The following is a 26,601-nucleotide window of genomic DNA, read 5'->3' as shown; positions in this document are numbered from 1 at the left end:
AGCACATCGTACATACAGAATTGAGAAAACATGGAGGTTGTAATACATGGCAAAACAACGTACGTTTATTATGGCAAAACCAGATGCTGTACAGCGCAATCTGATTGGAGATATTATGCAGCGCTTTGAGCGCAAAGGCTTCCACCTGATCGGTGCAAAATTGATGAACGTACCGCGCGAATTGGCAGAAGAGCATTATGCTGAGCATAAAGAGAAGCCATTTTTCGGTGAACTTGTAGACTTTATTACATCCGGCGCTGTATTTGCCATGGTATGGGAAGGCGAGAATGTAATTGCTACAGCCCGTAACATGATGGGTAAAACAAATCCGGCAGAAGCAGCACCAGGCACAATCCGTGGTGATTTCGGAATCAGCATGGGTATGAATATCATCCATGGCTCAGATGCTCCGGAAACAGCTGAACGTGAAATCGCGCTGTGGTTCAAAGATACTGAGCTGCACGTATACGAAAAAACAATCAACAAGTGGATTTAATCTGCGAATGACGTGGAGTTTTCCTAGTTGACTGACTAGGCGGATGAAAGCATGGAGCTTTCATCCGCTTTTTTAATAAGAAAGAAGGAAAAAAAGTATAGGCCGCGAATACCATTCTAGTAATGCTTGTAAGGACTAAAGGGGATAGAGTGATGGAAGACAAGGATTTTCTGCAATTTATTGACAGAATCAAGCACAAAACAGGTATTGACCTGGCGCTGTACAAAGAAGCCCAGATGAAGCGGCGTCTAACTTCGCTGCGCGTAAAGAGAGGGTATCATACGTTTGAAGACTTTTTTGAAGCAATGACTAAAAACCAGGAATTGTTCAACGAATTTCTGGATCGCATGACGATAAATGTGTCGGAGTTCTTTCGGAACCCGAGCCGCTGGGAAGTATTGGAGAAGAAAATTCTCCCTCGTCTTCTCAATGAGAAAGGCAAGATTAAATGCTGGAGCGCCGCTTGCTCTACAGGGGAGGAGCCGTATTCGCTGGCAATGCTTCTGACACGTTTTATGCCGCTGCACGAGATTGACATTACGGCAACAGACATCGACGAAGGGGCAATTGCTAAGGCGAAGCGGGGACTGTACACGGAGCGTTCTTTGCAGGATGCGCCGAAAGATCTGATAGGCAAATACTTCAAGAAAGACGGCATCACCTACACAATTTCGGAAGATATCAAGCGCCTCATTAAATTTAAGCGTCATAATATGCTGGCTGATGCGTTCGATAAAAATTGTGACTTGATTATTTGCCGTAACGTTATGATTTATTTCACAGAGGAAGCGAAGCATGAATTATACCATAAATTTGCCGCTTCACTACGAACCGGTGGAGTATTGTTCGTTGGCAGCACAGAGCAAATCTTTCAGCCGCAGCAGTACGGATTTGAACCGGAGGACACCTTTTTTTACCGTAAAATGTAAAAAAATGCAGGGAAAGCAAAGCCGTACTTGTCAGCAGAAGGATGAGCACGGCTTTTTTTCTGAATTTTATCTAGGATTTTCCCGACAGCTATACTATAATAGCACTTAAAAAATAAAACGAACCCTACGCTTGCTAGCTAACCTCGTTTTATACCAGGAGAAAACAAGTGCAGGAGATAGGATTATAAGAAAACGTGTTTCCTGATACAAATACAAAAGAGGGTGGAGGAAGAAGATGCGCTATCTTACAGCAGGAGAATCACACGGACCTCAATTAACGGCAATTATCGAGGGAGTACCTAGTAATTTGCCTATTTCAGTAGAAAAAATTAATGAGCAGCTGCTGCGCCGCATGAAAGGACATGGTCGGGGCCGTCGTATGCAAATCGAGAAGGACGAAGTGAAGATCGTTGGCGGTGTACGTCATGGCAAGACGACAGGTGCACCTATCTGTCTGGTAGTTGAGAACAAGGATTGGACTCACTGGCAGAAAATCATGAGCCCTGAGCCGGTGGAAGAGGGCGAAGATAAGCGTCGGGTTTCACGTCCGCGCCCTGGACATGCTGACTTAAATGGGGCATTGAAATACAATCAGTACGACATGCGTAATATTCTCGAGCGTTCCAGTGCACGAGAGACAGCCATACGCGTAGCGGTTGGTGCAGTAGCGCGGCAATTATTAGAACAATTTGATATTGCGATTGCAGGACATGTCCTTCGCATTGGAGAAGTGGAGGCGAAGTCCATCGAGGTCAGCCTTGAGGAGATGATTCGTATAACCGAAGAATCGCCGGTTCGCTGTCTTGACAGCGAAGCTGCACAAAAAATGATGGATTTAATCGATAAGGCGAAAGCTGACGGAGATTCACTCGGCGGTGTCGTTGAGGTCATCGCGGAAGGCTTACCTATCGGACTGGGCAGTCATGTGCAATGGGATCGTAAGCTTGACGGACGCCTTGCACAGGCAGTCATGAGCATTCAGGCATTCAAGGGTGTAGAGGTTGGCATTGGATTTGAAGCTGCAGTCCGTCCAGGCTCTCAGGTGCATGATGAGATTGTACTGGATGAACAAGGTAGATATTCCCGAAGAACAAACCGTGCAGGCGGGCTCGAAGGCGGTATGACAACGGGACTGCCAGTGGTTGTACGTGGTGTTATGAAGCCGATTCCGACGCTGTATAAGCCGCTCGGCAGCATAGATATTGACACAAAAGAACCGTTCGCAGCGAGTATCGAGCGTTCGGACAGCTGCGCTGTGCCGGCTGCGAGTGTTGTAGCTGAAGCAGTCGTATCCTGGACATTAGCCGATGCGCTGTGTGAAAAATTTGCCGGTGATTCGTTGGAAGAGATGAAGGCCAACTATGAGAGCTACCTCCGGCATGTAGAGGAGTTTTAACCGATGAAACGGTTAACAGTAGAACTAGGGGAGCGTTCGTACCCCATCTGGATTGGTGCCGGGGTGCTCGGTCAATTGCCTCGCTTGCTTGAGGAGGCGGGCATCAATAATCAGCGCAAGCTATTCATTGTAACGGATGAACATGTGGCTCCTTTGTATTTGGACAAGACTACAACGGTACTGCGTGATGCTGGCTATATGGTATATCACAGCATTGTAGAAGCAGGAGAAAAAGCGAAAAGCCTTTCCATATACGAACGAGTGATGACAGAAGCGCTTGAGGCAGGACTGGATCGCCAATCCGCGTTTCTTGCGCTTGGTGGCGGAGTTGTCGGTGATTTGGCCGGATTTGTAGCAGCAACATACATGCGCGGCGTTGCCTTTATACAGATCCCGACAACGCTGCTGGCTCATGATAGCAGTGTAGGGGGCAAGGTTGCGGTTAATCATCCGTTGGGCAAGAATATTATCGGTGCGTTTCACCAGCCACGTCTTGTAGCGTATGATACCGAACTTCTCAAGACGCTCCCGTCCCGTGAAGTAGCCGCCGGATTTGCGGAGGTAATTAAGCACGGATTAATTTGGGATGAGGCGTTTGTAGAATGGCTTGAGCAAAATGCAGACGGATTGCAGCGTTTTGATGATAATCTTCTACAGGAAACGCTGCTTCGTGCCTGCAGCGTCAAAGTTGCGGTTGTCTCGGAAGATGAGAAGGAGCGTGGACTGCGCGCGATTTTGAATCTCGGTCATACGTTTGGCCATGCATTTGAAGCGCTGTGCGGATACGAAAAGCTGAACCACGGTGAAGCGGTTGCCATTGGTATGGTCGCAGCTGCGATGCTGGCTGAGCACCTTGGTATGGCCTCCTCTATCAGTAATCGTACACGCCGTATTCTCAAGCAGTACAGCCTTCCTGTTGTGCTTCCGTATGCTATGGAGGCAGATGCGATCATTGAGGTTATGCGACGCGATAAAAAGGGTGAAGGAGGCAAGCTTGTATTTGTCTTGCCAACCGCCATCGGGAAAGTGGAGATTAGAAAAGATGTAGCAGAAGAGGCGGTGCGTGATGTATTGTGTGCACTGCAAGAAGGAGGTAAGTTGTAATGGCCGTTCGTGGGATTCGTGGTGCAACTACTGTGACTGTAAACGAAGAAGCCGCTATTCTTGAAGCAACCGAGAAGCTAATGCGCAGCGTGATCGAGGCAAATGAAATCGATCATGAAGACGTGGCAAGCGTTATGATTACAGTTACACACGATTTGGATGCGGCGTTTCCGGCACGTGGAGTACGTGCAATTCCGGGATTCGATCTTGTACCGTTGATGTGTTCGAATGAGATTCCAGTGCCAGGCAGTCTGGAGAAGTGTATTCGTGTGATGATGCTGGTTAATACTGAGAAATCGATTCGTGATATCCGGCATATTTTTTTAGAGGGAGCAGCCGCATTGCGTCCTGACCTGAATTCGCAGATCAAATAAGAGCAAGAACAGTTGACAGTCAGGCGAAAAGCCTATATGCTGAGAACAATAGGAACAGATCAAGTGAGATAGAGTTGAGAGCAAGAGTAGAGTTATGTTTGACAGTTGAGAAGAGCAGAGCCTGAGAAGAGCGGAAATCTGTTGATGAAGTACGTAAAGAACAGACATTTTCGAATCCAGGGCTGTGTTAGCCCTGGATTTTTTATATTCTTCTTTAGGCCCTCTTCCTTAATGAGAGGAGAGGTGACAACCATATGTTTACCCCGTCGTTAGCTGAGGTGCAAGAACTTGCCTTACGCTATAATTTTATTCCCATCTCGTATTCCCTTTTGGCCGATCAGGCGACCCCTATTCACTTATATCAAAGCTTGCGCAGACCTGATTCATTTTTGCTAGAAAGCGTGGAGGCAGGCAGCCGTTTTGGTCGTTATTCCTTTATCGGTCTGCATCCGTTTCTGAAATGTCGTGTAAAAGACACAAAACTTGAACTTTCATACCGTTCTGGTGAGCATGAGATAGCGGAAGGCAATCCGCTCGATGCGCTACGCCTTCAGCTTTCCCGTTTTCGCAGCCCAAAATTAAACGGTCTGCCTCCTTTCACTGGTGGCGCAGTCGGCTTGCTTGGATACGATACGATTGGGTTTGTCGAGGAACTCCCGAAAGCCGCCCATGATGAACTGCAACTAGATACGATACATTTGCTTTTTGCCGACGAAGTGATTGCATACGATCATGTAAAACAAGAAGTGAAGGTAATTGTCAATATGCAGGCAGATAAGGATATGACAGATGCAGAACTAGCCGTATCTTATGAAAAAGCGTGTGCGAGGATACGTGCTCTCGTTCGGGAAATTACCGAATCGGAGACACGCGCATTCACTCGTATCGACAATATTCCTGCAGAAGGAAAGCCGCTTGCAGTGAAGAGCAACATAACGAAAGAATCATATGTGCGAATGGTAGAGCAGGCGAAAGAGTATATTGCTGCCGGAGATATCTTTCAGGTTGTATTGTCACAGCGCTTCTCAGTGGAACATACTGCGGACCCGTTGCTTGTTTACCGGATTCTTCGTTTGACCAATCCATCCCCTTACATGTACTACTTTGAAATTGATGGTGTTACAGTTGCCGGAACATCGCCGGAATTGCTTGTGAAAGTGAATAATGGAAAAGCGGAAACAAGACCTATTGCGGGAACAAGGCGCCGTGGAATAAGTGAAGAAGAGGATGCGGTGCTTGCATCCGAGATGCTGGCTGATGAAAAAGAGTGTGCTGAGCACTTGATGCTGCTTGATTTGGGCCGTAACGATATTGGAAGAGTGGCACGGTATGGAAGCGTGGAAGTAACCCAGCAGATGGATGTAGAGTACTATTCACGGGTGATCCATATGGTATCGCACGTTCAGGGTATGCTTGCAGACGGAATGGAACCGTTTGATGCACTCACCTCATGCTTCCCGGCTGGAACGCTGTCCGGTTCACCAAAAATAAGAGCTATGGAAATCATCGCAGAATTGGAAGGCCAGGCGCGCGGCTTTTATGGCGGAGCAGTCGGTTATTTTAGTTTTGGAGGAAATCTCGATTCCTGCATTGTTATCCGGACGATTGTATTTAAAGACGGAAAAGCGTACGTTCAGGCTGGAGGCGGTATCGTAGCGGACTCTGTACCGGATGATGAATATGAAGAATCAAGAAATAAAGCAGGAGCGATGATAAACGCGCTGAGCTTAGCTGAGAAAATGATGAGCATAGAGGAGATGAGAATGCATGTTTAAACAATTGCTTGGTCGGGTGGCGCACGGTGAATCGCTTACACGCGAAGAGGCGCGTGAAGCCATGCGGCTCATTATGGAGGGTGAAGCGCAGCCGATTCAGATTGCCGGTTTGTTGACGGCTTTGCGCATGAAAGGTGAGACGGTCGATGAAATCGTCGGGTTTGTGGAAGCGATGCGCGAAAAAGCGATTCGCCTGGATACATGTGGAGAAGGCTTGCTGGATACGTGTGGTACGGGCGGTGATGGAGGTGGAACATTTAACATCTCTACAGCGGCGGCGCTAGTTGCAGCGGCGGGCGGCGTGCGGGTTGCCAAACACGGCAACAGGGCCGTATCGAGCAAGAGCGGAAGCGCCGATGTGCTGGAGGCGCTTGGCGTTACGATTACGAGCACACCGGAGGCAGCGACGCGCTGTCTGACGGAGACAAATCTATGCTTCATGTTTGCACCACAGTATCATCAGGCGATGAAGCACGCGGTGGAACCGAGGCGGCAGCTTGGCTTCCGTACTGTATTTAACCTTTTAGGGCCGCTGACCAATCCGGCGCGCGCCGATCGGCAACTATTAGGCATTTATGATAAAAGCCTGGGATTGAAGGTAGCGGAAGTGTTGAATGAGATGGGAGTTAAACGAGCGCTTGTCGTTGCAGGCGCCGATGGTCTGGACGAAATTAGTATCAGCGAGCCAACCTATATTGTAGAGGTAAACTATGGGATGATTTCCTCGTATACGGTTCATCCGGAAATGTTCGGTTTAGATTCGTATCCGCTGGCTGAGGTAGCCGGAGGCGATGCACAAGTAAATGCTGAGATCATTAAGCGTGTACTTAATGGTGAGAAGGGCGCATACCGCGATATTGTCGTATTGAATGCGGCAGCTGCTTTCTATCTGGGTGACGAGGCGTCCTCCATTGCAGAGGGTGTTCGCTTGGTGCAAGATTTATTGGATACAGGGGAAGGAAAACAGAAGCTGGAGCAATTAGTTGAAGTGACAGGAGGGGTAAGTCATGCTTCGTAAAATTGTGGCGCAGAAACAACAGGAAGTAACGCGGTTGTATGAACGAACATCATTTGCGGAATTGGAGCGGCAAATAGCAGACATGGCACCTTGCTTATCGCTGAAACGGCGTTTTCTGGAACGTTCGCGTAAGGTTGGCGTTATCGCCGAGGTGAAAAAAGCGTCCCCTTCGCGCGGGTTAATCAGAGATCCGTTCGATCCTCTGGCTATTGCCCGGTCATATGAAGCAGCCGATGCAGAAGGCATATCCGTGTTGACGGATGAGCAGTTTTTTCAGGGGCATCTTTCTTTCCTGAACGAGATTAAGCGGGCGTTGCATAAGCCGATTCCGTTGCTCCGCAAAGATTTTATGGTTGACCCGCTGCAGTTGTATGAAGCGCGGGCATACGGAGCGGATGTCGTACTGCTTATTGCCGCCATCCTGGATCGCGAACAGTTGCGCACACTGTTCAAGGAAGCGAAGGCACTCGGCATGGAAACACTCGTGGAAGTACATACGGCACAGGAGCTTGACGATGTACTTGATGTGGTAGAGCCGGATTTGCTTGGAGTAAACAACCGGGATTTAGCAACGTTCAATACTTCGCTTGCTACTACATTTACATTGCTGGAGCGCTTGCCCGATTCCTTCGTAACGATTAGCGAAAGCGGCATTTATTCGGCGGAACAAATCGCACGGCTAGCCGAAGCCGGTATTAGTGGCGTACTGGTAGGAGAGCATTTTATGCGTCAGTCGGAGATCGAGAGCGCAGTGTGTGATTTGGTAGGTTCGGTGAACAACCCGGTTACGGAGACAAACCGATGACGCCGATGTTGAAGATTTGTGGTATTACGGATACGGAAACATTGGTAGGGATGGCTGCTGCGGCACTTTCGCCTGATCAGCTGGGCTTCGTATTTGCCGAGAGTAGGCGTCGAATAGAGCCCGTACAATGGGAACGTCTCTCCCGGTTAATTCCGGGAACAACGAAGACGGCAGGCGTGTTCGTGAATCCATCTATTGCAGACATTACTACAGTCTTTAAAGCTGCATCACTGGATATCGTGCAATTGCATGGTGAAGAATCCCCGGCCTTTTGCCGGGAGGTTCGTGAACGATTTGGCTGCGTAGTAACGAAAACATTCAGCATTCAGACACAAGAAGGTCATTCGATACGACCGGAGCTGGCTGCCTATAGTGGAAACATTGATTATATACTGTTGGATACAGCATCTGGAAAGCAACGTGGCGGTACAGGGAAAACGTTTGACTGGGGACGTATCGCCTCATACCTTGCATGGAGCCGAGCACAAGGCATTCCACTGTTGGTGGCAGGCGGAATTAATGCGGACAACGTATCCGACTTACTTATGCATTACAATCCCGACGGTGTGGACATCTCCAGCGGAGCGGAAACGAACGGAAAGAAAGACATTGCGAAAATGCGGAAAATCATAGAGAGGATGAAGATGTATGAGCAGAGCACAGTTGAGTGAGCAGAGCAGAGGTCGATTTGGGGCATTTGGTGGACGGTATGTACCGGAAACGCTTGTTAATGCGCTTGATGAATTAGAGGCAGCATATGAAGATGCGTTGCAGGATAAAGCGTTTCAGGAGGAGCTTGCGTATTTTCTGCAGGAATATTCCGGGCGCCCTACACCGCTGTATTATGCAGAGCGTCTGACTGAAAAGCTGGGCGGCGCACGCATTTACTTGAAGCGGGAAGACTTGAACCATACGGGTGCACATAAAATCAATAATGCATTGGCGCAAGGCCTTCTGGCCAAGCGGATGGGCAAGCGGGAGATTATTGCGGAGACTGGTGCGGGCCAGCACGGTGTCGCATCGGCGACTGTGGCAGCTCGTCTCGGGCTAAAGTGCAAAGTCTTTATGGGCGAAGAGGATATGAAACGCCAGAAGCTGAATGTATTTCGTATGGAACTGCTTGGAGCGGAAGTGATTCCAGTCTATTCCGGTACGCGTACGTTAAAGGATGCGACCAGTGAGGCCATTCGGTTCTGGGTAAGCAAGGTGGATACTACCTTTTATATTATTGGTTCTGCCACCGGGCCGCATCCGTATCCGAAAATGGTCCGTGATTTTCAACGTATTATCGGCGATGAAACGAGAGCGCAAATCCTTAAGGCCGAACATCGTCTGCCTGATTATGTCGTTGCATGTGTAGGCGGAGGCAGCAATGCGATCGGCATGTTCTATCCGTTTCTAGAAGATGAGGATGTTTCGCTAATCGGTGCCGAGGCAGCCGGACATGGTGTTAATACGAACAAACACGCCGCCACAATTACGAAGGGAACACGTGGTGTGCTTCATGGTACGATGACGTATTTGCTTCAGGATGAGTTCGGACAGATTACCGAACCGCATTCGATTTCTGCTGGTCTGGACTATCCGGGTGTGGGACCGGAGCACGCATACTTGCATGATAGCGGACGGGCTGCATATCATGCGGTAACGGATGAGGAAGCATTAGATGCACTGCGTATGTTGTGTCGGGAAGAGGGCATTATCCCGGCTTTAGAAAGTGCTCACGCGGTAGCGGAGACGATTAAGCTTGCCCCGACATTGTCCCCGGATAAGATTATCGTTGTCTGTCTATCAGGACGCGGCGACAAAGATGTTACCCAAATTTATGAGCGTGAAGGAGGCGATCAAGCATGATGGGCACGAAAACAGGTGCAGAACGTATTACAGCCGCTTTTGCAGAAGGAAAACAAGCGTTTATTCCATTCATTACAGCCGGGTATCCGGCTCCTGAACTGACAGTGGATATCGCGCTTGCGCTTCAGGAAGAAGGGGCGGCGGTGATTGAACTGGGGGTTCCATATTCAGATCCGCTGGCGGATGGACCGACGATTCAGCATGCATCCGCGCAGGCGCTCTCATATGGGATGACGATTGGACGAACAGTGGAGTTGGCGGAGAAAATGCGGAGCGCAGGACTTACTGTTCCGCTGGTGTTATTTACGTATATCAATCCTGTGCTTCAGCATGGGCCGGAGCGTTTGTTCAAGGATATGGAAGCATCAGGAATAGACGGTATTCTCATTCCTGATTTGCCTGTGGAGGAGGCTGAGGACATTGAGGCATTGGCGCATGCACATGCCCGTCCGCTTATTCAGCTAGTAGCTCCCACATCAGAACAGCGGGTCGAGATGATCGCTTCACGAGCAAGCGGATTTCTATACTGCGTATCTTCACTTGGTGTTACCGGTGCCCGTGCAGCACTCGGTGAGGGGGTTACTCGCTTCCTTGAACAGGTTCGTGCTTTTTCGTCTGTTCCTGTTGCGGTCGGCTTCGGTATTTCCAGTGCTGAACAGGCACAGATGGTTGCACCGTATAGCGATGGATTTATTGTTGGCAGTGCCTTACTCGAAAAAATCCGTGAAGCAGAGTCCCTTTTAATGTGCGAAGAAACAAAGGAAGAAGGTTTTCATATAGTAAAAAAATTTGTACAACAGTTGCAATCTAGGGTATGATGGATGAAAAACAGTGAAAACATGTGAGAGGTGAGAGAATGATTCCAAAAACTCGGATTGTCAGTCTACCCATCTATGAGCCAGGTAAGCCGATTGAAGATGTAAAGCGGGAGCTAGGTTTAACCGAAGTCATTAAATTGGCGTCTAATGAAAACCCGTTTGGTAGCTCGCCAAAAGTAAAGGAAGCCATTGTTGCAGAGCTTGATCAACTGCCGATTTATCCGGACGGCGCTTGCCTAGAGTTACGCAGTGCGCTTGCTTCATTCCTAAAGGTAGGGGAAGGGGAACTTGTCTTTGGTAATGGGTCAGATGAGATTGTTATGCTTATCGTCCGTGCCTATTTAGAAGCGGGCACGAATACCGTGCTGGCGACTCCTACATTTTCTGTATATAAAACGAATGCGACGATTGAAGGCGCGGAGGTTATCGAAGTGCCATGCGTAAATGGAGCGCATGATTTGGATGCGATGCTTGCACGTATCAACGACCAGACGCGTGTTGTGTGGGTGTGCAATCCGAATAATCCGACCGGCTTGATGATTGAGGAGAAGGAGTTAATCCGTTTCCTTGATCAGGTACCTGATCATGCGTTGGTGGTGCTGGACGAAGCGTATGTAGAATATGTAAAGAGTGAAGCTTTCCCCAAATCGCTTGATTTGCTGAAAAAATATAAGAATGTTATTGTGCTGCGCACATTTTCGAAAATTTACGGCATCGCGGCCCTGCGCGTAGGTTATGGCGTAGCGGCAGAGGATATTATCGATAAGCTAAACCGCGTACGCGAGCCGTTCAATGTGAACCATCTTGCCCAGAAAGCTGCGCTTGCCGCACTTGCCGACCAGGAATTTGTCCTGCAGTGCAAAGAGGCCAATGCTGAAGGGTTAGCCCAGGTTTATACAGAATTGGATGCATTGGGTGTACCTTATTATCGTTCCGAGACTAATTTCGTCTATATTATGCCGGAGCGCGATTCGAAAGAGATTTTTCAGGAGATGCTTAAGCAAGGTGTTATTATTCGCGCGTTTCCGCAGGCGATTCGTGTGACGATTGGAAATAAGGAACAGAACGAAAAAATGCTGGCCGCACTAAAATCTGTATTGGCTCCCGCGAGAATGTAATTCTCGCGGATAGCGGCCTTTTTCGATAGAGTGGAGGAGAAGGCAAAGGCATGACTGAGATAGCAATTCTAGGAGTGGGGCTTATCGGCGGTTCGCTGGCACTCTCGCTTCGGAAAAACGAAGACGTACATATTACCGGTTTTGACGTAGTGGAAGAAAATTTGCGTATGGCCCGATCGCTTGGTGTCATCGATAGTGGAACGACCCATTTGGCTGAAGCGGTAGCGCAGGCCGATTACATCTTTTTGTGCGCTCCTGTAGGCAAACTGCAGGAGTTGATTTCATTTTTACGTTATACACCCCTTAAAGAAGGCGCAGTTATTTCCGACACCGGCAGTACAAAAGTGTCGGTAATGGAGCATTCTCATGGATTTGCGCAACGGGGCGTATTCTTTATCGGCGGTCATCCAATGGCTGGGTCCCATAAATCAGGCGTGGAAGCTTCGCATGATCGCTTGTTCGAAAATGCATATTATGTGCTAACTCCGGCGAAAGATACGCCAACGGCTGTGACCGATCGCTTAAGGGAACTTCTTGCACCTACACATGCTAAAGTAGTGGTAATGAATGCGCAAAGACATGATGAAGTTGTCGGGGCTATTAGCCATTTTCCCCATATTATTGCATCTGCGCTAGTGAACCAGGTTGCCTCATACAGTGAAGCGGACGAAATGGATTGGTACCGGAGTTTGGCTGCGGGTGGCTTCCGCGATATTACGCGCATTGCCTCTAGTAATCCGGGCATGTGGCGTGATATTTTGCTAAATAACCGACCAGTAATGAAAAAGATGGCGGAAGATTTAAAGCAAGTTATGGAACGTATCTCCACTTTAGTTGAAAGAGCTGATGGACCGGGAATTGAACGTTTCTTTGCTGAAGCTCGTACGTTTCGCAATGCATTACCTGAGAAGAAAAAGGGCGCATTGCAGCCTTATTTCGATTTATATGTGGATATTCCCGATGAACCAGGCGTTATTGCCCGGGTAACAACTTTGCTCGGAGAGGAGAAAATTAGCATTACGAATATTAGCATTTTGGAAACTCGGGAGGACATTCTCGGTGTGCTGCGTATCTCATTCCGCAGCCATGAAGATATAGAGAAAGCAACCCATGTACTGAAAGACGAAGGCTATAGCGTATATGAGCGAGAGTAGGAGGCGAATGCATAGTGGCAACCATTCAAGGCGTACAACGAGTTGAAGGAGAGATTACCGTACCTGGCGATAAATCCATCTCGCATCGGGCAGTGATGTTTAGCGCACTTGCAGAAGGGACAACCTCAATTGAAGGGTTCCTTCCGGGGGCTGATTGTTTAAGTACGATTTCTTGTTTTCGTAAGCTTGGAATTACTGTCAAACAGGATGGCGACTGTGTACAGGTGGAGGGCAAAGGCTGGTACGGTCTTACTGAACCAGCTGATATTCTTGATATTGGCAATTCCGGTACGACCATTCGGCTTATGATGGGCATTTTGTCGACGCAGCCTTTTCATAGTGTGCTGATTGGCGATGAATCGATTGCCAGACGCCCCATGAAGCGGGTAACTGGTCCCTTGCGCCAGATGGGCGCTGATATTGCAGGACGACAGAATGGGGAATATACGCCGCTCTCACTTCGTGGTGGCAAACTTACAGGGATAGAATACCATTCACCGGTAAGCAGTGCTCAGATTAAGTCAGCCGTGCTGCTCGCCGGATTGCAGGCAGAAGGAACGACCACGGTATATGAGCCTGAACTGTCACGTGATCACACGGAGAGGATGCTACGTTCGTTCGGTGTGGAGGTCGAATCGTTTACCGGCGGCGTACGTATACATGGAGGGCAGAGGTTAGTATCTCCGGGGCGTATTCAAGTGCCGGGAGACATTTCATCGGCAGCATTCCCGTTGGTGGCTGCCGCCATGCTTCCGGGCAGTCGTGTTACGGTACGGAATGTGGGGATAAACCCGACACGTTCCGGTATTATTGATGTTCTTAAAGCGATGGGTGCAGACCTGATGTTACATAACGAACGGCTCATGAATGGAGAGCCAGTGGCGGATATTGAGGTTGCATATTCTTTCCTTAAAGGTACCGAAATCGGCGGGGGGATTATCCCGCGTCTCATTGATGAAATTCCGGTGATTGCTGTGCTTGCCACACAAGCGGAGGGCGTAACCGTGATTAAGGATGCGGCCGAGCTTAAAGTAAAGGAGACAAACCGGATTGATACAGTAGTGGCGGAGCTTCGTAAAATGGGCGCTCATATTGAACCAACCGAGGATGGAATGATTATTCATGGCGGAACGCCCCTTACCGGAGCCGTATGTGATAGCCATGGCGATCATCGTATTGGTATGGCCGTTGCAGTTGCAGGATTGGCTGCTTCCGGCGAAACGACCGTACTGAATGCAGCATCCATCGATGTGTCATTCCCTGGCTTTTTTGCAACACTACAGCAGATAAGTGAGTGAAATGTGACAAAAATAAAATAAGTCTGAATAAAAGGTTGACTTTTAATAGAGAAACCCTATAATGAAGATTATAGTATGGTTTCTCTCCACTCCTATCCATATATGGGAATTCCCCATACCGCTTCGGGCAATGCGCCGAGGCGGATTTTTTTGCCTATTTTATCATTTGCCGGTTCATTTCATCAGGCTTATGGCATGCGAACAGGGCACGGCACCGTGGTCGTTTCTTTTCTTAGAGCTTTGCGGAAAAGAAACAAACATGGTGCCGTGCCCTGTCCGTGTTTGTGCTATGGCATAGAGCGAACTGCTTCCTCCAGGGATATTTCGTATATGTGTAAAAATCTTCGCTGTTAACAGTGAACTTTACTACGTGCGGCCATGCGCTGTTTCATAATCGTATTAATCAAACGGTCGACTTCCTTACTTGCAGCCAGCACTTTCTCATCACGTAAATTCTTGTTTGCCTGTATATAAAGAGAGTGCATAGAGCGCCTTTTCTCCGTGATTAATTGAATTAATTTTCTTTCTTCCACGGACCACCCCTCCTTACCAATTACATATCTGATCATATGATACAGTCACATGTTCCAGTGTAGTATGTGATAGGACTTGGGGAAAGCCCTAATCAATCGACAAATTATAACACGATATCTTCTAGGTATGTTTTTTTCGACGCTGCATATGTATGGATGTAGGACAGACTCTTATTTTTTCCTCCTATCTTCAAAGGAGTGTGAAGAAATAAACGTGCATAAAAAGTCGAAAGTGCCCCGCTTTTATCGGACGAACTCATCTTATGGGGCAAAAAGTATAGCATATAGCATGTGAAGCTTGCGGAGGCACTCTCATACGATATGTCTACGGATTGTTATATCCCAACCGAACCGGCGAAATTTCCAATATTGCTAAAGGCAAATAGATGAATGGGGGACGAGTAAGATGGAATTTATTGTACGTGGGTCCACTCTCGTAAATTCAGGACGCTGCTTTACGGCTGATGTATGGGTTCAGGATCAAATAATTCATTATATCCATGAACATATCCCCCCAAAGCCGCCGATAAAAGAAATAGATGGGAGCGATTGTTATATGCTTCCTGGCTTATTTCGCTTTGGTTCTTCGCTAGGAAGTGGGAGAACGAATGCTGAAGGGTTTAAACATATACAGGAGCAATGGCTTCGGGAAGGATATACCGCCTATGTGGATGACTTGACAGTAAACCATGGGGCAAATTGGCGTACATTGCTCGGCTATGAATTGGCCATGCATCATAACAGTTGGCTTGAGTATAAAGTGCGGCTGCGTGTACCGTATCGTTTAGTAAATGAATCGCTAATCCGGGCTGTTCTTGCACATCGTATTCCGATGCTTGAAATGATTTTACTTCCTTCTGATTCACTTTCGGCTTCATTCTGGTCACTGCTATTAGCTGGTTTTTCTCGCTATCGGCTTGCCCTTAAGCTATCTTTTGTAGAGGAATGCACACTGCGTGAAAGAAAACATTGGCTTGCAGAACATCTACCGTTGCTAGTTACGATGTTGGAATATAGAGGGATTTCACTTATACTAGATGAGCATCCGAAAATCATCAAAAGTATTTCTGACCGGAAGGGTTCATACGGTGCGTATGTTACATGGGAAATGGACAAGGATTCAGAGCTTGCTTACGATAGAAAACAATTCGGGATGTTTTCTATTTCTTCCACAAGGTTCGGACAACTTTCTATGAATGAGCGGACGCTGCAAAGAATCGTAGAGATAGGCTCCCAGCAGCCGGCCAGATTATTTGGTTCGTATCCGCAGAAAGGAGCGCTCGTAGCAGGATCAGAAGCCGACTTTTTTCTTCTTTCGAAAAAAAATTTTAAAAACCCTGCAACTTTTTGGTCACCTTCCCTCGTCTATACGAGAGGAAGAAGAAACAAATACTTACTATTTACAGAAAAAGATGCAAATAGATGCAACATAGCTCTCTAGGAACGTCGAATACCGATGCAGTGCAACGGTATGGCACAAAGGGAGTGGAAGACAACGAGGAGGTAACAGATGTTGGTCACCGATTCCCAATTAATTCGCGAAATCAAAGATGGCCGGGTGGAATGCTATGCAGAATTGATTAACCGGTACGAACGAAGGATTCTCGCATTTATTCTGCATATGCTTAAAAGCTACCATATGGAGGACATGGCGGAAGACTTGGCCCAGGAAACGTTTTACAAAGCGTTCCGCAGTCTCCATTCGTTCCGGGATGTTGAAGCATCCTTCTCGACGTGGCTGTATACTATCGCCCGCAATACTGTATTAAGCGAATTAAGGAAGAGCCGGAACTCTGAGGTATATCTTGAAGATAGCAAGCAGCAGCCTGCGCGTATTTCCGTCGACAGGTTGCCTGAGCAGGAATTGTTGCGTACGGAACGGGTTCATCTTGTGCGCCAGGCTATTAACAAACTTCCTGAGAAGCAGCGAACTGCCCTTATTCTCCGGGAATATGAGCAGTTGGACTATAAAGAAATCGCGGTCATACTCGATTCAACGGTAAGTTCCGTAAAATCACTTCTATTCCGTGCGCGCCATAGTATTAAACAACAGCTTGAGCCTTATATGATCGAGGCGCAGTTCGATGAAGCGGAAGGAATGAGATAGCCATGAACTGCAAGACGGTGCAACAGCTGCTTGCGAATTATATGGAGGGCAAGCTGTCTTCTGCACAAGAGAAAGAAGTGGAAAAACATCTGGAAGAGTGCGAAGCGTGCCAGGATGAACATGCATTTTACATAGACTCGAACCAAGCGTTCCTTCATTCGCCCGTCCTGCCTACAACGTATGAGCACCTGTCTGTATCCGATAAAGTAATGGAGCGGATTCTTCAAGAAAATAAGTGGGCTTCTCCTGCACCGGAAAGAGCCCGTGAAATTCCGAAACCGCTCAGACAGTGGATAACAGGTCTGGCAATTGCATTGTTGCTTGCTTCTTTTCTTCCTGTGTTTATCCTTGGCAAGCAGCTGAGCGAAGTCATGCATCCAGCGGCGTTTGATACAGCAACTGATATGGTTGCTTCTGCTGAAGCGCTCCGCTTTTCACCAGAAAGAAGCGAAAGTATCCCAAAAACTCAATATGGCGTCATCGCTAGTGCGAATGCTCCTATTCCCTACAGTTTGTCGCCGAAAGAGCAACCTTCACGTGTTCATTATGGTCTGCTCTCGGCATTGTTTGGTATACTGGTTACTGTGGTTAGTATGAGTTGGCTTTCGCGCTCGAAGAAACATGCAGGCTGACCGTTCATTGTGGACGGTTTTTCTTTTTGCCGGAGGGTGAACAGATAGAGGGAGGTTTTTTCATGAAACAACAATGGCAGGCACAGCTTGACCGGGCCATCGCGTTATTGGAAGCAGGCGATATTGAAGGCGGGCTTGCCAAGCTTGCAGATATTCGGGATAGCCATACGAACGATCCGATTCTAGGACTGCAGTTGGTCAATATTTATCATGAGCTAGGGCATCACGACGTGGCACTCGATATTTTAGAGGGAATGGAAGTACGACGGGCGGAATGGGATGACGAAATTCAAGGAGAAATGAGTGTGTATCGGGCTTCGCTTTATATTGATTTGGACAGGCTGCAGGAAGCAATGGACACGCTCTTACCAATAAAAGAAGTTGGAACAGATGACTACCGTGTATATGCTCTGCTTGGTGAACTGTTTCTCATAGAGGGGCTTACGGAGGTGGCGGTCCGCTACTTTGAGCGTGCCGTTGAACTTGAACCGGATAATGAAGAAATCCAATACTTATTAGGAAAGCTATATGCAGAACAAGGCGAAAATAAACGGGCAATAGAAAAATGGCAACTGCTTGAAGGGTTTGAAGATGAGTCACAAATTTTGCGCGAAAGGGCTCGTCTGGCTGCACGGCAAGGGAATTTCGAAGAGGCACTGGCTTTATATGAAAGGCTAGCTAAAGATGAGGGCGACGCTGAGGTGTTATACGGGGCAGGGATGACGGCATACCAGCTTGACGATTGGCAACGGGCTGTACGCTATCTTGCACGCCTTATCGAAGCGGATGCGGATTATATAGTGGCATATCCGCTATTGGCGGAAGCGTTATGGAAGCTGGGTATGCGTGAGCAAGCTGTGGCTATTTACCGGCAGGCGTTATCCCTTCGTATTGAAGAAGAGAGGCTTCTCCCTGGTTATTTGCGCTTTGTTATTGAACTCAGAAGATGGGATGAAGCGAATGAGGCACTTGCACGGCTTCGCGAATTGGATGAGGAAGATCCGATATATTGGTATTGGCAGGGGCGTGTCGCGGAAGCTAAAGGCAAGGTGGAAGAGGCACTGGCTTTTTACGAACAGGCAATGGACGGAGATGAAGCCGTAGCTGATGCACAAGAGCGCTATCAAAATCTATTTCGACATTAAATAATTAAAAGCAGGTTCCTGTGTATGCAGGAGTCTGCTTTTTACGTTGTAAGCATAAAAAATGTATCGTCTGTGTATACGTTGTTTTTCTTTCGGTCAATACTGACAGGTAACAGTATTTCCTGAAAGGGGAAATTTGAATGAATCTGGCTGATACGCTTGTCTATGCTGATATTGGACAACTGCACCAGTTGGCTTCCGCCTGTGGGATTACGTGCAACATCCATTCGAAGCATGAACTGGTGCAGGGATTACATAATCGATTGACTTCCTCCGGGTTTTGTCAGGGATTGCATGATCAGCTCACCTGGGAAGAGAAAAGGTTTCTGCTTCCCCTTTTATTTGAGAAACGAAAGGAATATTCACGTGAAGCATTGTTGAGCCGAGCCAGAAAAGCATTCAAGGAAGAGATTCGGCACGGCGAACATGAAAAGCTACTGGACCGTGTTTTAGACGGGGGCTGGTTGTTCCGTATCCGAAAGTCATACGCGTTTGTCTATACAATGCCAGATGATCTGCGTCGAAAATGGCGAGAGATTTTTGTTAAAGAAGTGTGTGAAGCTGCATATGGTAATTATACAAGGCCCAATGCATACCGTGATGACACATACGCAATGGCGCACGATGTACAGCAACTGATCAAATATGTGCAGACGAACCATGTACCGCTGTCTAAAGAAGGTGTGATGTACCGCAAGCAACAGCAGAAATTAATGGAGTTTATGGCCGTGCGTGAAGAGTTAATTGATGGGAAGGAATGGCGTTTCGGGTATGGGCGAAGGTTCCGGGATTATCCGGATCGTTTGGCGCTGATATATGATTTCGCGTATCATCAGCAGTGGCTGCAGGAAAGAGAAGAAGCATTGATATTGACGGAAGCAGGTGCGAAGCAGGCGCTGACACTTGAACAGGAACAAGAAAAGAGCGCGGAGCGTCTTATGGCATATTGGCTTTTATCTTACAAAAAAGCAATCCCGGCTATTGAAAGCCTATGGATGTTACTTGCCTGCGTTTGTGATGAAGATTGGCGGGAAGAGGCAAGTCTGATACGTGCGCTGCGAAATTGGGTCCGCCCCTTTTATTATGACATTGAAGAAGAGGTGATTCGTCGCCGTCTGCTGTCCATGATGGTTTATCTGGGGGTGTTACGGAGGGGAATACACATGCCGGACGTTCCTGTTTATTCGCTAACAAAGTGGGGTAAATCTTTATTAAATAAAACACAAAATCGTAAATAATTGAGTACACATCTTACGGACGAGAATATGATGTATAATAGGAAATCTTATTCTCTGCTGGCATAAGGATGGCGAACGGCAGTAAAGATATCGGATTCAGAAAATTAAAACGATTGAAGAGTAATGTTGAGACGCTCGCTATAACAGGCAAACAGATAAAAAACGGATCAAAGCGGTGCACATCGAATGGAGGGAAAGCAAATGGAAAAGCAAAAACAAAACATTGTAAATCCTTCAACACTGAGTCTTATGGCAGAAATGGTGCTGGATGAAGCTATCCGCAAATATCGAATTGATAATCTTTATAAGGATATTGACGAGGCGTTGGAGGCTGGTGATGAAGCAAGGTTCAAGGCGCTGACGGGAGAGTTGAAAGAAGTACAACGCAAGATGCTTACGTAGCGTGCAAGCAAAGGATATGGTAAGCTAAAACCCGGAGTTTCCGGGTTTTTTTCAATGGTTAAGAAAGCGATATCCGCTTTCTGCCGATATATCACTTGAAAAATGCTTGCGAGTTTTTCTTATGATTACATAAAGAGGAGGAAGGATGTAACAATGCGTTGGAAAGTAGAAGATATGGAACAGATCATTGCGATGGAGGAATATGTGGACACGCTGCTGTATCCGGTGTGTGTTTCATTTGAAGAGAAGTGGGATGAGAATTGGATTAAGGAACAGTTCTGGCTTGAGAGAGTATGCGGCTATACAGAGCGACAACTGACAGGACGTTTGCTTTTATTCCAAACTTTATTTATCGCAAGAAAAAAGGAAATGAATGAAGGATTTTCCACTGCACTTATCGAACAGAATATTCAGGCACTTATTCAGCGGTTTCCTCATTGTATAGTTGTTACAAATGATAGCACGTTGTCAATAGAACTTATAAAAAAAGGAGTACAAGCCTATGTAATCTCAGCGCCACCCGAAGAGAAGACGGATACAAAATTCTTTCTTGAAAAAGCGTTAAGTGAGAGTAACCGTGTTGTGAAAAGCTGTATTGCACTTTGGCGGAATGAATTGAAATGAATTGTGACAAATTATATAACAATAAGCAAAAAGACACTGGAAACTATAGTGTTTCCTGTATTGCAAATTCTTGACAGTAGGCACCCTTCCATTTATGATGGTTATGTCCTAGTAAAGTTGTGTGATAATGTTGCCGTCCATCCGGACGTTATCATAAGGATAGGAGGTTAGAGAGCATGAGTGAACGTAACAACAAAGGGGTATCCAGAAGACAATTCCTCAATTATTGTCTCACTGGAGTCGGTGGGTTTCTAGCAGCTGGGATGTTAGCACCAATGGTTAAGTTCGCAATCGATCCGGCCCTGCAGAAAGCAGGCGCTGCGGGCGGTAAAGTTCCTGTAGCGAGCTTGAGCGAGATTACCGAAGAGCCGAAAAGCATTAGCTTCAAAAAGAAGATTGTGGACGTGTGGACAGGCGAACAAGAAACACCTTTAACGGCCTGGATCTACAAGCAAGGCGATCAAGTGATTGCGCTTTCACCGATTTGCAAGCATTTAGGCTGTACGGTGAATTGGAATGGGGATGAAAAGCACAAGGAACAGTTCTTCTGTCCGTGCCATTTGGGCCGGTATGAGAAAAACGGGAAGAACGTTCCGGGCACACCGCCTATGAAGCCGCTTGATCAGTATGAAGTCGAAGTGAAAGACGGCAAAATACTGCTCGGTGAAGTGAAGGCAAACAAGATTGCAGAGGGGGCATAATGTAACATGATCCGCAAAATGTACGATTGGGTCGACGAGCGTCTGAATGTTACCCCGATGTGGCGTGACATCGCGGACCATGAGGTGCCTGAACATGTAAACCCGGCCCACCACTTTTCGGCGTTTGTTTATTGTTTTGGTGGACTTACTTTTTTTATTACCGTTATTCAGATTTTGTCCGGCATGTTTCTGACGATGTATTATGTACCGGATATTATCAATGCGTATGAGTCGGTTAAATACCTGCAGAACGAAGTTGCATTTGGGGTAATCGTTCGCGGTATGCACCACTGGGGTGCAAGTCTAGTAATTGTAATGATGTTCTTACATACATTACGCGTATTTTTCCAGGGAGCCTATAAGCGTCCGCGTGAATTGAACTGGGTTGTTGGGATGTTGATTTTCTTCGTCATGCTTGGACTGGGCTTTACAGGTTATCTGCTGCCATGGGACAATAAAGCGTATTTTGCGACCAAGGTAGGTATTCAGATTGCGGAGCAGGTTCCATTTATCGGCGGCTTCATTAAGACGCTGCTGCAGGGTGGTCCGATCGTCGGCGCCGAGACGCTTGCACGATTCTTTGCGATTCACGTATTTTTCCTGCCGGGCGCCCTGTTCGCTTTGCTGGGCGCACACTTTATCATGATTCGGAGACAGGGGATCTCCGGACCGCTATAAGATGGAGTTCGATCCATTGACAAGGGGGGTAATTCAATGGCAAAGCACGACAAGACGATAGAGTATGTCGGTGACTCGCGTGTACCCGCAAAGCGAATGCCGAACATCGCTCCGTCTTATGCAGAATTTCCAGGCAAATCCGAGGCATTCTGGCCAAACTTCTTATTGAAAGAATGGATGGTTGCCGCGGTTGTCTTAATCGCTTTTCTTATTCTTACCATTAGCCATCCATCACCGTTGGAACCGAAAGCAGATCCGAACAATGCGTCGTACATACCGCTTCCGGACTGGTATTTCTTGTTTCTCTATCAATTGCTGAAGTATCCTTGGCAGTCAGGCAACTGGGTTGTATTTGGGGTAGTGGTCGTGCCAGGAATTGCATTTGGAGCATTGGTGCTTGCTCCTTGGCTGGATACGTCTCCAGAGCGCAAACCTTCGAAGCGTCCTGTGGCAACCGGTATTATGCTGTTGGCAATTGTGAGCATCTTCTACCTTACATGGGCTGCGATTGATGAACACAATCGTCTGCATCCAAAGCCGGCGGCAGGTGCTGGCGACGCTGCGGCTGCGAAGCCACCGGCTGATTTCAAAGCGGATGCGATTTGGACGAAACAGGCAAGCTGCCAAGGATGTCACGGCGGCAATATGGAAGGTGGTGCCAGTGGTGCACCGCCGTTATGGAACGTAGGCGGACGCCTTGACGAGAAAGCCATTCATGATGTGATCGTAAACGGTCGTGGCGCAATGCCTTCTGGTATGTTCAACGGTTCTCCGGAAGAGCTTGACCAGCTTGTCAAATATCTTGCCAGCCTGAAAGGTGATGGCAAAGGTGAAGCGGCTGGTGGCGGAGCCTCTACTCCTGCTCCTGCTACCGAGGAGAAGAAACCGGAAGGCGGAGAAGCAGATAAAGGCGGCGCAAGTGCGACCGCTCCGACCGGCGGAACGGCTGAAGAAGGCAAAGCTCTGGCTGATCAAAATCAGTGCATGATGTGTCATGGTCAAGATTTGAAAGGTGGAGCGGCTCCGAGTTTGGCTGGTGTTGTTGATAAGCTCAAGCCGGAAGGTGTGGCAGAAGTGCTGAAGAACGGACGCGGTGGAATGCCAGCGCTTGGTGCCGGTTGGTCCGACCAACAGATGAGCTCTATGATTGAATATTTGAAAACAGTGAAGTAGTAAACAAAAAGCCAGGCGGATTTCTCCGTCTGGCTTTTTCACACTACCATAGAAATGATAAAATAGAAAGGCTAGTTATTACATAAAGGATGAGTACAATATGGTAACAGTATGGAATTGGTTTATTGCTTCTTTGCGTGCCCGCTGGTTTCTCTGGATGATGATCATAATTAACGGGCTTGGTTCGGTGTATGGCTTTATGTGGTATGCCTACCAGCTGGAGATGACGTCTCCTGCATTCCTTCGGATTTTTGTACCTGATAGCCCGACCGCGAGCACATTATTTACGCTGGTGCTTATTGCAATGCTTGTAGGACGCAGCATACCATCGCTGGAAGCGTTTGCCGCCGTAACAAATTTTAAATACGGGGTATGGGCAGTGGCAGTCATTATAGCTGGCGCGGCACTGGGTGATCAGTTGAACTGGCAGCATTATATGTTAATGGCGTCGCACGGCGGCATGGCGGTAGAATCTTTACTGTATGCAAGGTTTTATACATTACGTTTACGTCATATTTTGTATGTGGCAGCCTGGACGTTGCTGAATGACTTGCTTGACTATACTCTGGATATTCATCCGTGGCTTGCGGATGAATTGGAGGTATACCACAATGTGGTTGGATGGGCAACCGTAGGGTTGAGCCTGTTTAGTTTATGGCTTGTCTATTCTCTGGTTCGATTCTATCGACGTGCACAAAGATCGTAAACATATCCTTGTCCTCTCTTTCATACATATGTGGTAAGAGGGGGAGGACGAGTCGTGAAAAAAATCATTGTTCTAGTAGGTATAATGTTCCTCTGCGCGGTTCTTTACACGGGTTGGTCTGTGCTGGATCATCGCGTCTTCTCCGCCAGAGTACCGGAGCAGACGATGTCGGTATATGAAAAGATGGATGTGTTGTCGCAGGATGTATACCAGTTAACCAAGGAAGGTAAGTATCCCGAAGCGAAGGAGAAACTTGCGAGTTTGGGAGCGTTGTTCGCGGAGACAAAACCGCCCAAGGGCTTATCGATCGAAGCGGTCAACGCGCTGTCTGATACGATTATTAAAGCTAAACGTTCGTTCGCTGCCGCGGAAGTGGAGCCGAATCGTCTACTATGGCACTCCCTGCAGGTACGTCTGGCAATTGATAGCTTGACACATGAGAAGCAACCGTTATGGAGGAATTACTATAGCTCTTATCAGGAACATATCAACAAGATGATGCTGCTGGGTGCAGGGCGCAAACAGGCGGAATTCTCCAGAGCTTTTTCTCAGAATCTACAGCTTTATCAGACATTAAAGCCTGCTATTACGGTAGCTGCGTCCGCACAACAGATGGAGGCCCTGTATTCGATTTACAGCTTTTTGCTGCAGGAGACAAGAAAGGCGGAATATAATTGGGAGGCAGTGACGAATGCACTCACCGAGTTGAATCGTCTTGTAGATGCTATTTTTGTTGGAGAAGACAGGTCTGTTTTTGCACCAGGAATGCCTCCAGATTCTCCGTTCCTTATTATTGCGCTTTTCGCCTCGGTCATTCTAACCTCGCTTGGTTATGTTGGGTGGAGAAAATATAAGGCAGAACAGGATACGAAGCAGCGAAAACGAAGGGAACCTTAAAGCCGAATTAGAAATGCGCCATTTTACTTGAAAAGCGTGCAGACAAAACATCGTGGTGTTTCCAGAATGGGATCAGTTGCCTGCAATATATCGCTTTTTGAGAAAAGGGCGCTTTATTTTTATTCGTATTTTGCGCAATGTATGCAATGTAAAGGAACTGAAAAATGCAGGTCATTCCTGTCTCTCGCCTGGTCGCTACTTTTGCAGGGGCTGTTTTTGTTCATCAAGTGTAAATCCTTCACCGAACACTTCATGCACATCATTAATAATGATAAATGCATGGGGATCGACTTTATGCACAAGGTTTTTGAAGCGGACGATTTCATTTCGGCTGACAACACAATACAGCACTTCCTTATCAAGGCCCGTATAGCCGCCTCGCCCTTTCAGCAGCGTAGCACCCCGCCCCATATCTTGCATAATGCGCTGGGAAATATCCACCGCATGATCAGAGATAATCATGATCGCTTTAGCTGCGTATGCACCCTCCTGTACGAAGTCGATGACACGGGCTGCCACAAACAGTGCAACCAGTGTATACATTGCCAAATCAAGATTAAGATAGTAAAGCGATAGAGCGATAACAAAGATATCAAAAATAAACATCGTGCGGCCGATGCTCCAGCCCAAATATTTATTCACCAGCCGTGCCAGGATGTCCACTCCGCCCGTCGTTCCGCCAAAGCGGAATACAAGTCCAAGGCCAAGTCCTACCGTTACCCCTGCATACAGTGCTGCCAGTAGCGTATCATTCTCCATTGGATGGCGAAAGGAAGAGAAAATAGTCAGGAATACCGATACACTAACAGTTCCGATAATCGTGTAGACCGCCGATTGACGACCAAGCATCCTCCAGCCAACGAACAGCAAAGGAATGTTCAATATGAGGTTCGTGATGCCCGGGTCCCAGTCAAGTGTATATTTTAGAAGCAGGGTGATCCCTGTAATGCCACCTTCTGCAAGTCGGTTAGCGATATTGAAGTAATTAATGCCGAATCCCATAATCGCAGAGCCGAGCAAAATAGCAAAAATATTACGCAGATGATAGTTCATGTAGTTCCTCCCAGATACGTGCTAGATTATGGATATTATACCGGGAAATTTGTCAATCTTCCACCTCTGCGGTAACATAAGAAATACATAACATACATATAGCCGCAAAAGGGAGGTGCAATATGCCGGACGAGAAGCAGGCCATGACAATTGCTGAGATGCAGCGTACCGTTGACGAATACATTGGTCAGTTTAAGGAAGGGTATTTTTCGCCGCTTGCGCTGATGGCCCGATTGACCGAAGAAGCAGGTGAATTGGCGCGTGAAGTGAATCATTATTATGGCGAGAAACCGAAGCGCAAGGATGAAGCTGAAAATACAATCGATATGGAGCTTGCAGATTGTCTTTTCATCCTTGTCTGTTTTGCTAATTCACTTAATATTAACCTGGAAAAGGCCTTTCATGCGATGATGCATAAATTTAATACGCGTGACAAGGATCGGTGGACAAAAATCGACACAGAGTAAATGGCGAGTACATATATTGTATACAATGAGCAAAACCAGAATGTAAGCCAATGGCCACAGGGGAAAATTGGATAGTATGTCTTGACCCGAATTCAACGAAGCAAAA

General features: G+C 47.3%; 29 protein-coding genes and 1 pseudogene. 28 read left to right on the top strand and 2 right to left on the bottom strand.

Annotation, left to right across the window (positions count from 1 at the left end):
* Positions 1 to 46: 46 nt before the first annotated feature.
* The 14 genes from ndk to aroA all read left to right on the top strand — a co-directional run bounded on the left by ndk (position 47) and on the right by aroA (position 14,139).
* The gene (ndk, locus tag HMPREF0083_RS16090) at positions 47 to 496 is read left to right on the top strand and encodes a nucleoside-diphosphate kinase (protein ID WP_021622631.1); all 450 of its coding nucleotides are present in this window, start codon (positions 47 to 49) and stop codon (positions 494 to 496) included.
* Positions 497 to 648: 152 nt separating this feature from the next.
* A complete protein-coding gene (locus HMPREF0083_RS16085) occupies positions 649 to 1,425 on the top strand; it encodes a CheR family methyltransferase (RefSeq protein ID WP_040303069.1) in 777 nt (258 codons plus the stop codon).
* 235 nt (positions 1,426 to 1,660) lie between these two features.
* The gene (gene aroC / locus HMPREF0083_RS16080) at positions 1,661 to 2,821 is read left to right on the top strand and encodes a chorismate synthase (RefSeq protein WP_021622629.1); all 1,161 of its coding nucleotides are present in this window, start codon (positions 1,661 to 1,663) and stop codon (positions 2,819 to 2,821) included.
* Positions 2,822 to 2,824: 3 nt separating this feature from the next.
* Positions 2,825 to 3,925 carry a 3-dehydroquinate synthase gene (gene aroB / locus HMPREF0083_RS16075; protein WP_021622628.1) on the top strand — a complete coding sequence of 367 codons (1,101 nt, stop codon included), beginning with the start codon at positions 2,825 to 2,827 and terminating at the stop codon, positions 3,923 to 3,925.
* Positions 3,925 to 4,299 (top strand): chorismate mutase, encoded by a 375-nt coding sequence (gene aroH, locus HMPREF0083_RS16070; RefSeq protein WP_021622627.1) that lies wholly within the window; start codon positions 3,925 to 3,927, stop codon positions 4,297 to 4,299. The genes aroB and aroH overlap by 1 nt, the downstream gene beginning before the upstream one ends.
* 254 nt (positions 4,300 to 4,553) lie before the next feature.
* Complete coding sequence (trpE, locus tag HMPREF0083_RS16065; protein WP_021622625.1) at positions 4,554 to 6,074, top strand: anthranilate synthase component I; 1,521 nt, start codon at positions 4,554 to 4,556, stop codon at positions 6,072 to 6,074.
* On the top strand, positions 6,067 to 7,092 hold the full coding sequence (trpD, locus tag HMPREF0083_RS16060; protein WP_021622624.1) for an anthranilate phosphoribosyltransferase: 1,026 nt from the start codon (positions 6,067 to 6,069) through the stop codon (positions 7,090 to 7,092). Before trpE ends, trpD begins: the two co-directional genes overlap by 8 nt.
* Positions 7,082 to 7,897 carry an indole-3-glycerol phosphate synthase TrpC gene (gene trpC / locus HMPREF0083_RS16055; protein WP_021622623.1) on the top strand — a complete coding sequence of 272 codons (816 nt, stop codon included), beginning with the start codon at positions 7,082 to 7,084 and terminating at the stop codon, positions 7,895 to 7,897. The genes trpD and trpC overlap by 11 nt, the downstream gene beginning before the upstream one ends.
* Entirely contained in the window at positions 7,894 to 8,568 is a 675-nt protein-coding gene (locus tag HMPREF0083_RS16050; RefSeq protein WP_021622622.1) for a phosphoribosylanthranilate isomerase, read from the top strand. Before trpC ends, HMPREF0083_RS16050 begins: the two co-directional genes overlap by 4 nt.
* Positions 8,546 to 9,751: a tryptophan synthase subunit beta gene (gene trpB / locus HMPREF0083_RS16045; protein WP_021622621.1), complete on the top strand. Its 1,206-nt coding sequence runs from the start codon at positions 8,546 to 8,548 to the stop codon at positions 9,749 to 9,751. The genes HMPREF0083_RS16050 and trpB overlap by 23 nt, the downstream gene beginning before the upstream one ends.
* Positions 9,748 to 10,569 (top strand): tryptophan synthase subunit alpha, encoded by an 822-nt coding sequence (gene trpA, locus HMPREF0083_RS16040; RefSeq protein ID WP_021622620.1) that lies wholly within the window; start codon positions 9,748 to 9,750, stop codon positions 10,567 to 10,569. Before trpB ends, trpA begins: the two co-directional genes overlap by 4 nt.
* 38 nt (positions 10,570 to 10,607) lie before the next feature.
* Complete coding sequence (gene hisC, locus HMPREF0083_RS16035) at positions 10,608 to 11,687, top strand: histidinol-phosphate transaminase (protein ID WP_021622619.1); 1,080 nt, start codon at positions 10,608 to 10,610, stop codon at positions 11,685 to 11,687.
* Positions 11,688 to 11,737: 50 nt separating this feature from the next.
* Positions 11,738 to 12,841 (top strand): prephenate dehydrogenase, encoded by a 1,104-nt coding sequence (locus tag HMPREF0083_RS16030; RefSeq protein ID WP_021622618.1) that lies wholly within the window; start codon positions 11,738 to 11,740, stop codon positions 12,839 to 12,841.
* Between the two features lie 14 nt (positions 12,842 to 12,855).
* A complete protein-coding gene (gene aroA, locus HMPREF0083_RS16025) occupies positions 12,856 to 14,139 on the top strand; it encodes a 3-phosphoshikimate 1-carboxyvinyltransferase (protein WP_021622617.1) in 1,284 nt (427 codons plus the stop codon).
* 350 nt (positions 14,140 to 14,489) lie between these two features.
* Here the strand turns inward: aroA and HMPREF0083_RS16020 are convergent, their stop codons facing one another.
* Complete coding sequence (locus tag HMPREF0083_RS16020) at positions 14,490 to 14,672, bottom strand: aspartyl-phosphate phosphatase Spo0E family protein (RefSeq protein ID WP_040303066.1); 183 nt, start codon at positions 14,670 to 14,672, stop codon at positions 14,490 to 14,492.
* Between the two features lie 406 nt (positions 14,673 to 15,078).
* On the opposite strand from HMPREF0083_RS16020, the gene HMPREF0083_RS16015 reads away from it, so the two are divergent.
* The 13 genes and pseudogenes from HMPREF0083_RS16015 to HMPREF0083_RS15960 all read left to right on the top strand — a co-directional run bounded on the left by HMPREF0083_RS16015 (position 15,079) and on the right by HMPREF0083_RS15960 (position 24,975).
* On the top strand, positions 15,079 to 16,113 hold the full coding sequence (locus HMPREF0083_RS16015) for a hypothetical protein (protein WP_021622614.1): 1,035 nt from the start codon (positions 15,079 to 15,081) through the stop codon (positions 16,111 to 16,113).
* 69 nt (positions 16,114 to 16,182) lie between these two features.
* Positions 16,183 to 16,779, top strand: coding sequence for an RNA polymerase sigma factor (locus HMPREF0083_RS16010; RefSeq protein WP_021622613.1), 597 nt, complete (start codon positions 16,183 to 16,185; stop codon positions 16,777 to 16,779).
* Positions 16,780 to 16,781: 2 nt separating this feature from the next.
* A complete protein-coding gene (locus tag HMPREF0083_RS16005) occupies positions 16,782 to 17,411 on the top strand; it encodes an anti-sigma factor family protein (RefSeq protein ID WP_021622612.1) in 630 nt (209 codons plus the stop codon).
* 62 nt (positions 17,412 to 17,473) lie between these two features.
* Positions 17,474 to 18,556: a tetratricopeptide repeat protein gene (locus HMPREF0083_RS16000; RefSeq protein ID WP_040303063.1), complete on the top strand. Its 1,083-nt coding sequence runs from the start codon at positions 17,474 to 17,476 to the stop codon at positions 18,554 to 18,556.
* Between the two features lie 140 nt (positions 18,557 to 18,696).
* A complete protein-coding gene (locus tag HMPREF0083_RS15995; protein WP_021622610.1) occupies positions 18,697 to 19,794 on the top strand; it encodes a hypothetical protein in 1,098 nt (365 codons plus the stop codon).
* Positions 19,795 to 19,995: 201 nt separating this feature from the next.
* On the top strand, positions 19,996 to 20,196 hold the full coding sequence (locus tag HMPREF0083_RS15990; RefSeq protein ID WP_040303061.1) for an IDEAL domain-containing protein: 201 nt from the start codon (positions 19,996 to 19,998) through the stop codon (positions 20,194 to 20,196).
* 153 nt (positions 20,197 to 20,349) lie between these two features.
* Positions 20,350 to 20,820 carry a DUF2487 family protein gene (locus HMPREF0083_RS15985; protein ID WP_040303060.1) on the top strand — a complete coding sequence of 157 codons (471 nt, stop codon included), beginning with the start codon at positions 20,350 to 20,352 and terminating at the stop codon, positions 20,818 to 20,820.
* Between the two features lie 176 nt (positions 20,821 to 20,996).
* Entirely contained in the window at positions 20,997 to 21,521 is a 525-nt protein-coding gene (locus HMPREF0083_RS15980) for a ubiquinol-cytochrome c reductase iron-sulfur subunit (protein ID WP_021622607.1), read from the top strand.
* Between the two features lie 6 nt (positions 21,522 to 21,527).
* Positions 21,528 to 22,199, top strand: a complete 672-nt coding sequence (gene qcrB, locus HMPREF0083_RS15975; protein WP_021622606.1) for a menaquinol-cytochrome c reductase cytochrome b subunit — start codon at positions 21,528 to 21,530, stop codon at positions 22,197 to 22,199.
* Between the two features lie 36 nt (positions 22,200 to 22,235).
* Positions 22,236 to 23,006: pseudogene (locus HMPREF0083_RS15970) on the top strand (c-type cytochrome); the annotation flags it as partial.
* Between the two features lie 3 nt (positions 23,007 to 23,009).
* The gene (locus HMPREF0083_RS29810) at positions 23,010 to 23,372 is read left to right on the top strand and encodes a c-type cytochrome (protein ID WP_262360681.1); all 363 of its coding nucleotides are present in this window, start codon (positions 23,010 to 23,012) and stop codon (positions 23,370 to 23,372) included.
* Positions 23,373 to 23,472: 100 nt separating this feature from the next.
* Complete coding sequence (locus HMPREF0083_RS15965) at positions 23,473 to 24,078, top strand: DUF1405 domain-containing protein (protein ID WP_021622604.1); 606 nt, start codon at positions 23,473 to 23,475, stop codon at positions 24,076 to 24,078.
* Between the two features lie 54 nt (positions 24,079 to 24,132).
* Entirely contained in the window at positions 24,133 to 24,975 is an 843-nt protein-coding gene (locus HMPREF0083_RS15960) for a sporulation protein YpjB (protein WP_040303058.1), read from the top strand.
* 195 nt (positions 24,976 to 25,170) lie between these two features.
* Here HMPREF0083_RS15960 and HMPREF0083_RS15955 read toward each other — a convergent pair whose 3' ends face one another.
* Positions 25,171 to 26,028: a YitT family protein gene (locus tag HMPREF0083_RS15955; protein WP_021622602.1), complete on the bottom strand. Its 858-nt coding sequence runs from the start codon at positions 26,026 to 26,028 to the stop codon at positions 25,171 to 25,173.
* 122 nt (positions 26,029 to 26,150) lie between these two features.
* On the opposite strand from HMPREF0083_RS15955, the gene HMPREF0083_RS15950 reads away from it, so the two are divergent.
* Complete coding sequence (locus HMPREF0083_RS15950) at positions 26,151 to 26,495, top strand: nucleotide pyrophosphohydrolase (protein WP_021622601.1); 345 nt, start codon at positions 26,151 to 26,153, stop codon at positions 26,493 to 26,495.
* The last annotated feature ends 106 nt before the right edge of the window (positions 26,496 to 26,601 follow it).

It is taken from the genome of Aneurinibacillus aneurinilyticus ATCC 12856, from assembly GCF_000466385.1.
Lineage (GTDB): Bacteria > Bacillota > Bacilli > Aneurinibacillales > Aneurinibacillaceae > Aneurinibacillus > Aneurinibacillus aneurinilyticus.
The sequence above is the reverse complement of the archived record's forward strand: the minus strand, read 5'-3'. Positions and strand labels throughout refer to the sequence as shown.